We start from the raw sequence: 12,630 nt of genomic DNA, 5'->3' as shown, positions 1-12,630 counted from the left end.
ATATACTTCATTATTTTTTATGGAATTTTCATGAGCACAAATGACCCAATAACTGCAACGAATGGTGCCAACGAAGAAACCATTGCTTACACCTCACCGATGGCGACAGTGACTTCTACTGTGCCAAGTTGGGCTAGATGGTGGCGTCAAGTTGCGTTTATACCTAGCCTGCACAATCGCTGGTTAACGCCTACTGCCCAACAACAGCTAAACCAAGCAATTACCGAAGCTGAGCAAGGGCATCGCGGCGAAGTGGTGCTAGTGATTGAGAATCATTTGCCCATTTCGTCCGCACGGCTACAAAACAGCCGAGACAGAGCGATCGAAGTTTTTGGGGATTATCGCGTCTGGGATACGCAGGATAATACTGGGGTGTTGGTATATCTTAATATCTGTGAGCGGCGTCTGGAGATTGTCGCCGATAGAGGCATCAATAGCCATGTGATGCCAACTATGTGGCAAGCGATGTGCGACAAGGCTATCGAAGGTATTAAAGCTAATCGACACATTGATAGCTTGGTTGCGCTATTGGGTGATGTGGGGCAATTGCTTCGTCAATATTACCAATTAGACAATGACCCAAGCGGCAACGAAATCGCTGACAAAATGATTTTTATAAAGTAGTTTTAAACTTAATTAGCATAGTGCGATGATGCAATCCCACCAAAAGCGATGTCACCCATCGCTTTTTTTATTGCTCAGCTTTTAATACCCAACAGTAAGCGGGTAAACTTCAAAATTTGGTAGCAAGCATTATCTTTTTGGCGCTAAAAAATTGTGTTAAGTCTCGACAAAAGAATCGACAAATTTTGCTAGGCGAAATGATGAAATTTTACCTATAATGAAACCGACATACCGCCACTCAGCTTGTTAGACAATTAGGCAGTTAGGCAGTTAGACAATTAGACCAGTCGTCATGTTGGCGATAAATCATTACTTATAAAAATTTTGAGGGAATCCCATGCCAACGCTCACCAATAATATTGCTGATAGTATCGGTCAATTTTATCTCGGTCAAGACGTGTACCCAGAGTCTACACAAGGTCAAGCAACCCTATATGACGCAGCTGACTTAACAACCCATGCGGTGATTATCGGGATGACGGGCTCGGGTAAGACGGGTTTGGGGATTAGCTTACTGGAAGAAGCTGCGCTTGATAATATTCCGGTGATTGCGATTGACCCCAAAGGTGATTTGGGCAATTTGGCATTGACGTTCCCAAATTTGGCAGCCAGTGACTTTGAGCCGTGGATTGATAGCGGCATGGCAAGTCAAGCGGGTATGAGCGTGGCAGAGTTTGCCAAGAAAACCGCAGACAACTGGCAACAAGGGCTTGGCAACAGTTTTCAAACCCCGGAGCGTGTGCAAGCACTCAAAGCCGCCAATCGCGTTAGCGTCTATACCCCAGGTAGCGAGAATGGCTTACCGATTGCCCTACTTGGCAATCTCGTGCCGCCGCCCGATAGTGTCAAAAATGATGGCGAAAGCTATGCTGAGTATATCGATGCGACAGTGTCGGCACTGTTGGGGCTATTAAAAGTTGATGGGGATAACCTTGCGCCAGAGCATGTGTTTTTGGCACAGCTACTTAAAAACGCCTGGGATAACAACCAAACTTTAACCTTGGTGGATTTGATTACCCAAATCCAAACGCCAGCGTTTGACAAAATCGGCATCCTGCCGCTGTCACAAGTATTTGCGGATAAAGACCGTGGCGCACTGGCGATGAAGCTCAATACGCTTTTGGCATCACCGAGTTTTGCCAGCTGGCTTAAAGGCATGCCGCTGGATGCTGGCGCACTGTTTTATGATAAAAACGGCAAAGCACAAACCAGTGTGCTCAATATTGCCCATCTATCCGATGATGAGCGTTTATTTTTTGTCACCTTGTTACTCACCAATTTATTGGGCTGGATGCGCCGTCAGCAAGGCACCTCGACCTTGCGGGCAATTTTGTACATGGATGAAGTGTTTGGCTATTTACCGCCGATTGGCAATCCACCGACCAAAGTATTGCTGTTAACCCTGCTAAAACAAGCGCGTGCATTTGGTTTGGGGATTGTGTTATCGACCCAAAACCCAGTGGACTTGGACTACAAAGCATTATCCAACGCGGGTACTTGGTTTATCGGACGGTTGCAGACTGCCCAAGACCGTGAACGGGTGATGGATGGCTTGCTCTCTGCCAGCGGCAGCAGTGGACTGGACAAAGCGGCGCTCAATGCGTGGTTTGATAAACTCGGTAAACGCCAATTTTTACTGCACAATGTGCATGATGCTAGCCCTGTGATTTTTAGCACCCGCTTCACGCTCAACTACCTATCAGGGCCGCTTAGCAAACAAGCCATAGCACAGCTCAAAGCCAATAGCCAAGCGATTGCACCTACCGACCTAGCGCAAGCGCAAGCCACCACGCCTGCCATCAATCCATTAGCAAGCACCATGAGTCAGCCGCCGGCCTTGCCCAAAGATGTGGGCTTGTATTATGCACCCAAAGACGGGGCGGGCGATGGTCAAACCTTCTATGAGCCTACTGCCTTTGCCTATGCGCGGGTATTTTTTAATGACAAAAAATCAGGCGCTCAAAGTCAGCAGCAGCTATTATTAACCACAGCATTTGGTGAGCCGCCGTTGGTGGTAGATTGGCATCAAGCGATTTTAAGTGATTTGACCTTTGAGCAGTTACAATCGGCTCCGCACCAACCCGCTGTGCTCAAACAACTACCTACCCAAGCGCTCGACAAGGCATCATGGAAAGCTTGGGAAAAAGCAGTGAAAGAAGCCATCCGTCAGCAGCAAGTGTTAAATCTGTGGTATGTCGATAGTTTAAAGCTGTATAGCGAAGTGGCAGAGAGCGAAGAAGCCTTCCGCAATCGGCTCATCGTACCGCTGCATGAACAGCGTGATATCGCCATTGCCCAACTGCGTGATAGCTTTGCTAAAAAACAAGACGCGCTAGCCAAAAAACTGCAAGCCGCCAATGAAAAATACCAACAACAAGCCGCTGAGTCGAGCAAAGGCTGGCTTGATGCAGGGGTCAGTATTGGCTCTGCGGTCTTAGGCGCGTTTATGGGGCGCAAGGCGTTGTCACAGACCAATATCAATAACGTCAAACGCGCCATGAACTCGGTGGGCGATATCAATGCCAACAAACAAACCGTCGCAGAGCTTGATGCGATTCGCCAGCAGCTACAGCAGGAGTTAGAGAGCATTGGGCAGCAGTTACAAAGCCAAATCGACACCTTGGCAACCACGTATGATGCTCAATCAATAGCACTTGATACTGTACAGATTGCCCCAGCAGCGAAGGATATCACGGTGTTGTTGGTCGGCGTGTTGTATCAGCCGCTATAAACAGACGCAATATAAACCTTTTGACTCTATCAAATTTCGCGGAATGCGGTATGACCCCAACGTCTGAATACGAACAGCAAGCCCAATATTTTCTCGCCAACATCTATGCCAGTGGCAATGGCATCGCTGCCGATGCCCATCATACTTAGGATATCTACTTGATGGCTTTTGATAGCTTATTTTTGTTATCAAGCCTTTCTTATTCAACCTTTCATTGATGGCTTTTTAATAGCCATTGCTTTATTTTTCGCCAACTGCACCAATTATAATGCCTATGCGCCAAATGTAGCCAAAATGAGATACGCTGCGCCTAGGATGCGTTCACGAATTTGTAGGATGATTGACCTATAATGACAACACATTAAAAGGAAAAAGCATGACACCCGTAGATATTATTACTAGTAAAGAAATGAGCGATATTGCACAAATTGTCAAACTTCATGATATTGATGTTCCCTTGGTGGCTGTTTATTGCGGCTCTCGCAAAGGCAATGACCCCGTCTATGTCCAATCGGCGCATGAGCTGGGTAGGGGGTTGGTTGAAGCGGGATTAGGTCTGGTATATGGCGGTGCAGTGATTGGCTGTATGGGCGCGGTTGCCGATGGTGTAATTGAAAAAAACGGTATTGCCGTGGGCGTGATTCCTGAGTTTATGATGGATCGAGAAGTGGCGCATGGCGGGCTGACGCGTCTGCATTTGACCGATACCATGCATACCCGTAAAGCTATCATGGCAGAGTACGCCAGTGCTTTTATCACCTTGCCAGGTGGGCTTGGCACCCTTGAGGAAATCATGGAAATTGCCACTTGGCGACAGCTATATCAACATGAAAAACCCATGATTATTCTCAATATCAATGGTTTTTATGACAAATTGATTGAACATCTACACTTTACCGCTGAGCAAGGGTTTATGAAGCCAGAAGATTTACAGCGATTAATCGTTTGTAATACTGTCGCCGATGCCATTGAACTACTCAAACCGATTGTTAACATGCCAGACACGATGAATGTGAATAAAATCTAACCCTATGAGCGACAAAAAAAAGACCTCAATTAAGGTCTTTTTTTGTATTTTTTTTTATCAATGTTATCTAGTCGAAAATCTTACCACGATTCATAATCCCATTGGGGTCAAACACTTGCTTGATGGCGCGCAAATAATCAATTTCTTCGTCAGGACGGGTATAATTCAAATACGGCTTTTTGGTCATACCCACGCCATGCTCCGCTGAGATAGAGCCGTTGTATTTTTGCACCGTTTCAAACACGTACTTGTTGACCACTTGGCATTTTTCAAAAAATTCGTCTTTGCTAAGGTTTTCTGGTTTTAAAATATTTAAGTGTAAATTACCATCACCGATATGCCCAAACCAGCACACTTGAAAATCCGGATAGTTTTGGCTAACAATGGCATCGATATCGGCGATAAACTCTGGCACGCGGCTGATGAGCACAGAGATGTCATTTTTGTATGGGGTAAATACCGAGATGGTCTCAGAGATATACTCGCGCAGTTTCCATAGCTCTTGGGCTTGGTGAATCGATTGGCTCATCACCCCATCAAGCACCCAGCCTTCGCTCATACAGTCTTCAAAAATCTGCATCGCCATGTCCATAATCGGCTCATAGGGCGCTTCAAATTCGAGTAACGCATAAAATGGCGCATCGGTTTCAAACGGTTTTTGCACATGCCCTGTGGCAAGTAATTTATCAACGGCGACATCATCAAAAAATTCAAACGCGGTCAAATCCATTTTGCTTTGAAAGGCTGACAAGATTTGCATGATATTGGCAAACTCTGGTACGCCAAGCACCATGACAGTTAGGTTTTTGGGCTGACGCTCTAGCTTGACTTGCACTTCGGTGACAATGCCTAAAGTACCTTCTGCCCCGATAAACAAATGACGCAAGTCATAACCGGTGGCATTTTTTATCATGCCCTTATTGAGGTGCAAAATATCGCCTTTACCTGTCACTACGGTAAGACCTAATATCCAGTTGCGGGTCATGCCGTATTTGATGACTTTGATGCCGCCGGCATTGGTGCCAATATTGCCGCCAAGCTGGCTTGAACCGGCTGACGCAAAGTCCACGGGATAGTATAACCCTTGCTGCTGGGCAAAGTCTTGCAGCGCTTTGGTGACGATACCAGCCTCCACTTCCACCATACGGTCTGCAGGGTAGAAGCCCAATACTTGGTGCATTTTATCAAGGCTAATTACCACCTCGCCATTGGCGGCAACGGCCCCTGCGGATAGACCGGTACGTCCACCGCTTGGGGTAATGACGATGTTAAGCTCATTACATAGCTTGACGATGGCTTGCACTTGCTGCGTGGATTTCGGGAAGACAATGGCGCTGGCATTGGGTTCAAAATGCTTGGTCCAATCTTTGCCCCAAAAGCCCAAACTGTCCGCATCGGTTTTGATTTGGTGTTCGTCAAATCCTTGCTGGCGTAGTTGATCAATGAGCGTATTGATGGCGGTCTGATTAGCAGTCATGGTGTGGCTTTTACCCATATTTTTAGACAGATTGAAAAGGTTTTTGAGGCTCTATCATAGCATAACTAACGGCATAAATTTTGACAAAAACACTGGCGATTGATGAAGAATTTTTTACCCATAAGACAAAAAAATCATGCCATCTTGCTGGAATTTCACCACAAAAAACCCAGCAAGTGTGATAGGATAATTGACTAAAAATACTGACTAGGGGTTTGTTATGGCACAAAATCTATCACTTGAGAAAGACAAAATCCGCTTTTTGATGCTTGAAGGCTTGCATGATAATGCCTTTAAAGTGCTGTCAGAGGCGGGCTATCACAATGTTGAGAACATCAAAACCGCCTTAGACCCCGAAGAGCTTAGCGAAAAAATCAAAGACGCCCATTTTATCGGCATTCGTTCTCGCACCCATTTGACCCGCGATATTTTAGAAAAAGCTGAAAAGCTCATCGCCATTGGCTGTTTTTGTATTGGCACCAACCAAGTGGACTTGGAAGCTGCCCGTGAGCTGGGTATCCCTGTCTTTAATGCCCCTTATTCTAACACCCGCTCTGTGGCAGAATTGGTACTTGCCGAAATCATCATGCTGATGCGCGGTATCCCTGAAAAAAACGCGGTGGTACACCGTGGCGGCTGGAACAAATCTGCCAAAGACAGCTATGAAGTGCGCGGCAAAACTTTGGGTATTGTTGGTTATGGCTCTATTGGTACTCAGTTATCAGTGCTCGCTGAAAGCCTTGGTATGAAAGTCATCTATCATGATGTGGTTACCAAATTGCCACTGGGCAACGCGACCCAAGTGGGAAGCCTAGAAGAACTGCTTGGTAAAGCCGATGTGGTCACCCTGCATGTGCCAGATTTGCCAAGTACGCGTAATATGATTACCGCCACAGAATTGGCGGCCATGAAGCCAGGCGCGCATCTTATTAATGCGGCGCGTGGCAAATGTGTGGATATTGATGCGCTGGCAGCAGCCCTGCAAAGCGGTCATATCTTGGGCGCGGCGATTGACGTGTTCCCCAAAGAGCCAAAATCAGCGGATGAAGAATTTGAATCACCACTGCGCGAGTTTGATAATGTGATTTTGACACCGCATATCGGTGGCTCAACCCAAGAAGCCCAAGCCAATATCGGTCTTGAAGTGGCAGAAAAATTTGTGCGTTACTCTGATATGGGTGATACCGCAACGTCTGTGAACTTCCCAAATGTTAGTATGCCGCAAAAAGAAGGCACGCATCGTTTGCTACATATTCACCAAAACGTGCCTGGCGTGTTGTCACAGATTAACAAATCTTTTGCCGATGCCAATATCAATATTTTTGCGCAAAGCCTGATGACGGAAGAAGATGTGGGCTATTTGGTGATGGATGTGGGTAGCGGTGATTCTGCGCAAGCGGTTGAAGCACTCAAAAACATCCCAGAAACCATCCGTGTGCGGGTGTTGTTTTAATAACATTTTTTGAAAAAAAGGACGTATTGACTACGTCCTTTTTTATTTTGGTTGCTAAATGATGGCATAAGTAGCGTATCAGCCTAACTTGTTTAAAACGTACAGTAACGCATAATATTGTGATGTATCGCCTAAGTAATCTAACACCATGGTCAAGATTGCCTTCTCCAAAATTGCAACGGGCGGTACTAATTTTGTTGTATCAAAAACGATTAAAAAACCCCACTCAAATCGCTTGAGTAGGGTGAAAAAACATAAATTGTTAAGCAAAAATCGTTAACTATTTCGCAATCTTTTTATATTTCATGCGTTTCGGTTCGGCATCCGCGCCCAATTGTTTTTTGCGATATGTTTCAAACTCCGAGTAGTTACCATCAAACCAAATCGGACCCTCATCCTCAAACGCCAAAATATGGGTGGCAATACGGTCTAAGAACCAGCGGTCATGCGACACCACCATCACCGTACCAGGGAATACCTCCACCGCATCTTCAAGCGCGCGCAACGTCTCAACATCAAGGTCATTCGATGGCTCATCGAGTAATAGCACGTTTGCCCCTTGTTTTAAGGTTTTGGCAAGTTGCAGACGGTTACGCTCACCACCCGACAGGCTGCCGACCAGTTTTTGTTGGTCTTGACCTTTAAAGTTAAAGCGTCCGATATAGGCACGGCTAGGCGTGGTGTATTCGCCCACGGTAATCATATCAAGACCGTCGGAGACTTCTTCCCATACGGTTTTTTTGTCGTCCAGCTCATCACGTACCTGTCCGACATACGCCACTTTTACCGATTCACCGACTTCAACCGTGCCCGTGTCTGGCTTGTCTTTACCCGTAATCATATTAAATAGCGTGGTTTTACCCGCACCGTTGGGTCCGATAATCCCCACAATCGCCATCGGTGGCACAGTGAAGGATAGGTTTTCGTATAGCAAACGGTCACCAAATGATTTTGAGATATTGTTGACTTCAATCACTTTATTACCAAGACGTGGTCCTGGTGGAATGTAGATTTCAGCGGTTTCGTTACGCTGTTGGAACTCTTTGGAGTTTAATTCCTCAAAACGTTGCAAGCGAGATTTTGATTTGGCTTGCTGGCCTTTTTGGTTTTTTCGCACCCATTCAAGCTCTTGTTTCAGCGCTTTGGCAAAGGCTTCTTCTTGCTTTTGCTCTTGCTCTAGGCGTTTATTTTTTTGCTCAAGCCATTCGGTGTAGTTACCTTGGTAAGGGTAGCCATAGCCACGGTCAAGCTCCAAAATCCACTCTGCCACATTGTCCAAGAAATAGCGGTCATGGGTAATCGCCACGATGGTGCCGCTATAATCTTTTAAGAAATGCTCAAGCCAAGCGACTGATTCGGCATCCAAGTGGTTGGTAGGTTCGTCAAGGAGCAGCATATCAGGTTTGGATAGCAATAGACGGCACAGGGCGACGCGGCGTTTTTCACCACCCGATAATTTGCTCACGTCGGCATCCCACGCGGGTAGGCGCAGCGCATCGGCGGCTTTTTCTAGTTGGTTGTTGAGGTTATGGGCATCCCACGCTTGGATGATGTCTTCCATCTTACCTTGTTCGGCGGCAAGTTTGTCAAAGTCGGCATCGGGTAGCGCATATTCGCCGTAGATTTCATCAAGGCGTGCCAATGCATCTAAGGCTTCACGCACACCGTCTTCCACATTGCCACGCACGTCTTTGGCAGGGTCTAGCTGCGGTTCTTGGGCAAGGTAGCCAATCTTGATACCCGCTTGCGCACGCGCTTCACCATTATACTCGGTGTCCACGCCTGCCATGATTTTAAGAAGTGTTGATTTACCCGCACCATTGAGACCCAGTACACCGATTTTTGCACCGGGGAAAAAAGACAGGCTGATGTCTTTTAGGATTTCCCGTTTGGGCGGAACAATTTTTGATACCTTGTTCATGGTATAAATATATTGAGCCATGTTTTTCCTATTTAAGTTAGCTAATAGCAAGTGAATGTAAGGCGTATCATCCACGCCAAAAAATTTGAAAAATGGTGAGATTTAACCGCTTATTATCGCATTGTTAACAGGGTGGGGCAAGGTAAAAGCCTAGTGAAAAATCATTTGCAAACCCCATACCGAATAGGCAAGAACTTTTACAAGTTATGGACAGTGGCTGTGCTACTATCAAACGGCAAATAACCAAGCGACAAATAACCAAGTCACAGATAGCATAGTAAATAAAAGAATATACAAGGAGACAACCATGTCGGATTTACAATTATCGATTCACCATAACGAACAATCACAACGCTTTGAAACCACCGTTGACGGCACCACTGCCTATATCAGCTATGTGGATAATGGTGATGTCATCGTATATGACCATACCATTGTGCCAGACGCGATTGGCGGGCGCGGCATTGCAGGGGCGTTGACCAAGCATGCGTTAGACTATGCGCGTGAACAAGGTAAAAAAGTAGTCCCAGCCTGCTCTTACGTGGCAAGCTATCTGCAAAAGCACCCCGAATACAATGATTTAAAAGCTTAAAATTTTATCAATGCGTCATTACGCCAATAAAAAAACCACATAGGTTGATGTGGTTTTTTTATAGATTAGGGTTTGCCGATTATTTTTTCTTGGTAGGTCCAAGTAGCATACCCATTTGACGACCTTCAACTTTTGGTTGTTGTTCAACATTGGCAATATCGGTTGTATCGGCAATGACTTTTTCAAGCTGCTGCAAGCCAATTTGTTGGTGAGCCATCTCACGACCACGGAAGCGAATGGTGACTTTGACTTTGTCTTGGTCTTCCAAAAACTCACGGATTTTACGAAGTTTGACTTGATAGTCGGCTTCTTCCGTGCCGGGACGCAATTTGATTTCTTTAAGCTGCGTTTGTTTTTGGTTTTTTTTGGCTTCTTTGGCTTTTTGTTTTTGGTCGTACAGATATTTTCTGTAGTCCATCACTTTGGCAACAGGAGGCTGAGCGTCTGGTACTATCTCGACCAAATCCAACTCAGCATCACGGGCGGCCTGCAAAGCCGTTTTTATATCCACAACACCAACTTGTTCGCCGTCTTCTTTGACTAAGCGTACCTCTTTGGCACGAATTTCCTCGTTGATGTCTAATCGGTTTGAACTCTTAATAATACTTACTCCTACGCTGTTGTTGATTTGACACGCCCTTTTTGGGCGGTCGCTTGGTTAACCAAGTCGATAAAGGCATCGATACTCATCACGCCAAGGTTGTCACCTTCACGAGTACGGACGTTAACTTGGTTGCTTTCTACTTCTTTATCACCCATGACAATCATATAAGGAATACGTTCAAGGGTGCGTTCTCTAATTTTAAAGCCAATTTTCTCATTACGCAAATCGGTGATCACACGAAGTCCGGCTTGATTCAATTGTTCGGCGACTTTTTGACAGGCTGCCGCTTGGTTGTCGGTAATATTCATCACCACAACTTGCTGCGGTGCAAGCCAGACTGGCATCCATCCCGCGTAATGCTCAATAAGCATACCGATAAAGCGTTCAAATGACCCCAAAATCGCACGGTGGAGCATTACAGGGCGCTCACGTTCGCCTTGCTCATTGACAAACTCCGCACCTAGTCGCTCTGGCAGGTTAAAGTCAAGCTGTAGTGTACCGCATTGCCATACGCGGCCAAGACAGTCTTTAAGGCTAAATTCGATTTTGGGTCCATAAAATGCGCCTTCCCCTGGCAGATACTGCCAGTCAAGCCCGGCATTATCCAACGCGTCTGCTAAGTCTTTTTCTGCCAAGTCCCACAGTTCATCAGCACCGACCCGTTTTTCTGGACGAGTCGAGAGTTTCATTTGCACGTCATCAAAACCAAAGTCTTTATACACATCAAGGGTAAGCTTGATAAAGTCTTGGGCTTCTTGTTTGATTTGCTCATTACTACAAAAAATATGGGCGTCATCTTGGGTAAAGCCACGCACCCGCATGATGCCATGGAGTGAACCTGACGGCTCATTACGGTGGCATGAGCCAAACTCAGCAAGACGCAATGGCAAGTCACGGTAAGATTTTAACCCTTGATTGAACACTTGCACATGACACGGGCAGTTCATCGGCTTGATGGCATAGTCACGTTTTTCACTGTGGGTGGTGAACATCATGTCGCCATAATTTTCCCAGTGACCTGATTTTTCCCATAGGCTTCTATCGACGATTTGCGGGGTTTTGATTTCAAGATAGCCGTTATCTTTTTGTACTTTGCGCATATACTGCTCAAGCACTTGCCACATCGTCCAGCCATTGGGATGCCAAAACACCATACCAGGCGCTTCTTCTTGCATATGAAATAAATCAAGCGCTTTACCGATTTTACGATGGTCGCGTTTTTCCGCTTCTTCGATACGCTGAATATAAGCTTTTAGGTCTTTTTTATCTGCCCAAGCGGTACCGTAAATACGTTGTAGTTGCTCATTTTTGGCATCACCGCGCCAGTAGGCACCACTCATTTTGGTGAGTTTAAAAGCTTTTAAGAAACGGGTATTGGGCACGTGTGGTCCACGGCACATATCAACATATTCTTGGTGATAGTACAAACCCATTTGAGTTTCATTCGGCATATCTTCGATAAGACGTAATTTATAAGTCTCGCCACGGTCTTGGAATACTTTGATAACCTCGTCACGCGGTGTCATTTTTTTGATAACATCGTAATCTTGGTTAATCAATTGCGTCATGCGCGCTTCGATTTTTTCCATGTCTTCTGGCGTAAATGGGCGCTCGCTGTAGATATCGTAATAAAAACCCTCTTCAATCACAGGACCGATAACCATCTTCACTTCAGGATACAGCTGTTTGACAGCATGGCCCAGTAAGTGAGCGGTCGAGTGGCGAATGATTTCCACACCTTCCTCGTCTTTTGGCGTGATGATTTGAACGCTGGCGTCTTCGCTAATCGGGTCACACGCATCAACTAATTTGCCGTTGACACGTCCTGCAACGGTGGCTTTGGCAAGCCCTGCGCCGATGCTTTGCGCCACTTCCATGACTGACGTTTGTCCATCAAATTGTTTAATATCGCCGTTTGGTAAGGTAATGGCTACCATAATTGCTCCTGTTGTCCTTTGGCAGTGATGACCGTTACTATCGGTCATGTAACCGTGAGAGATGGGAATAAAAAAAGGGAAAAACTCTGCCCATCCAGACTTACCGTGTCTCGATAGGCATTACAATCCCATGACTTCGTCGCTTTGCAAAAAGCGTAAACAAGATATTATAGCAAATTGCGGTGATGAAACCAACTTGCTGATAGAATTGCTTGCAGTGATGACACAAAATGAGGTAGCTCATGATATGCGTGTAAAAAACAC

General features: G+C 45.8%; 9 protein-coding genes. 5 read left to right on the top strand and 4 right to left on the bottom strand.

The genetic code is table 11. The features are described from left to right. Window positions 1-30 precede the first annotated feature (30 nt). The 3 genes from RT422_RS07785 to RT422_RS07775 all read left to right on the top strand — a co-directional run bounded on the left by RT422_RS07785 (window position 31) and on the right by RT422_RS07775 (window position 4,382). Window positions 31-624, top strand: coding sequence for a TPM domain-containing protein (locus tag RT422_RS07785; RefSeq protein ID WP_007117355.1), 594 nt, complete (start codon window positions 31-33; stop codon window positions 622-624). Between the two features lie 337 nt (window positions 625-961). Further along, entirely contained in the window at window positions 962-3,355 is a 2,394-nt protein-coding gene (locus RT422_RS07780; protein WP_313421898.1) for a helicase HerA domain-containing protein, read from the top strand. 409 nt (window positions 3,356-3,764) lie between these two features. Then, a complete protein-coding gene (locus tag RT422_RS07775) occupies window positions 3,765-4,382 on the top strand; it encodes a TIGR00730 family Rossman fold protein (RefSeq protein WP_313421956.1) in 618 nt (205 codons plus the stop codon). 67 nt (window positions 4,383-4,449) lie between these two features. Here the strand turns inward: RT422_RS07775 and RT422_RS07770 are convergent, their stop codons facing one another. Next, window positions 4,450-5,859 (bottom strand): FAD-binding oxidoreductase, encoded by a 1,410-nt coding sequence (locus RT422_RS07770; RefSeq protein WP_313421896.1) that lies wholly within the window; start codon window positions 5,857-5,859, stop codon window positions 4,450-4,452. Between the two features lie 220 nt (window positions 5,860-6,079). Here RT422_RS07770 and serA point away from each other — a divergent pair, with 220 nt between their 5' ends. Next, on the top strand, window positions 6,080-7,312 hold the full coding sequence (gene serA / locus RT422_RS07765) for a phosphoglycerate dehydrogenase (protein WP_313421894.1): 1,233 nt from the start codon (window positions 6,080-6,082) through the stop codon (window positions 7,310-7,312). A gap of 280 nt (window positions 7,313-7,592) precedes the next feature. On the opposite strand, the gene ettA is transcribed toward serA, so the two are convergent. Next, window positions 7,593-9,254: an energy-dependent translational throttle protein EttA gene (gene ettA, locus RT422_RS07760; RefSeq protein WP_060995255.1), complete on the bottom strand. Its 1,662-nt coding sequence runs from the start codon at window positions 9,252-9,254 to the stop codon at window positions 7,593-7,595. Between the two features lie 286 nt (window positions 9,255-9,540). Between ettA and RT422_RS07755 the strand changes: the two genes are divergently transcribed. Then, entirely contained in the window at window positions 9,541-9,825 is a 285-nt protein-coding gene (locus RT422_RS07755; protein ID WP_312177191.1) for a GNAT family N-acetyltransferase, read from the top strand. Between the two features lie 79 nt (window positions 9,826-9,904). On the opposite strand, the gene infC is transcribed toward RT422_RS07755, so the two are convergent. Both infC and thrS read right to left on the bottom strand, forming a co-directional pair. After that, a complete protein-coding gene (gene infC, locus RT422_RS07750; RefSeq protein ID WP_409455553.1) occupies window positions 9,905-10,429 on the bottom strand; it encodes a translation initiation factor IF-3 in 525 nt (174 codons plus the stop codon). A gap of 8 nt (window positions 10,430-10,437) precedes the next feature. Continuing rightward, complete coding sequence (gene thrS, locus RT422_RS07745; protein WP_313421892.1) at window positions 10,438-12,366, bottom strand: threonine--tRNA ligase; 1,929 nt, start codon at window positions 12,364-12,366, stop codon at window positions 10,438-10,440. Between the last annotated feature and the right edge of the window lie 264 nt (window positions 12,367-12,630).

The organism is Moraxella sp. CTOTU49803, from assembly GCF_032097965.1.
GTDB lineage: Bacteria > Pseudomonadota > Gammaproteobacteria > Pseudomonadales > Moraxellaceae > Faucicola > Faucicola tetraodonis.
The sequence above is the reverse complement of the archived record's forward strand: the minus strand, read 5'-3'. Positions and strand labels throughout refer to the sequence as shown.

Excerpts from the sequence above, each read along its gene's own strand:
- RT422_RS07770 (WP_313421896.1), bottom strand. The coding sequence starts at position 5,859 with ATGACTGCTAATCAGACCGCCATCAATACGCTCATTGATCAACTACGC.
- RT422_RS07780 (WP_313421898.1), top strand. The coding sequence starts at position 962 with ATGCCAACGCTCACCAATAATATTGCTGATAGTATCGGTCAATTTTAT.
- ettA (WP_060995255.1), bottom strand. The coding sequence starts at position 9,254 with ATGGCTCAATATATTTATACCATGAACAAGGTATCAAAAATTGTTCCG.
- thrS (WP_313421892.1), bottom strand. The coding sequence starts at position 12,366 with ATGGTAGCCATTACCTTACCAAACGGCGATATTAAACAATTTGATGGA.
- RT422_RS07775 (WP_313421956.1), top strand. The coding sequence starts at position 3,765 with ATGAGCGATATTGCACAAATTGTCAAACTTCATGATATTGATGTTCCC.
- RT422_RS07755 (WP_312177191.1), top strand. The coding sequence starts at position 9,541 with ATGTCGGATTTACAATTATCGATTCACCATAACGAACAATCACAACGC.
- serA (WP_313421894.1), top strand. The coding sequence starts at position 6,080 with ATGGCACAAAATCTATCACTTGAGAAAGACAAAATCCGCTTTTTGATG.
- RT422_RS07785 (WP_007117355.1), top strand. The coding sequence starts at position 31 with ATGAGCACAAATGACCCAATAACTGCAACGAATGGTGCCAACGAAGAA.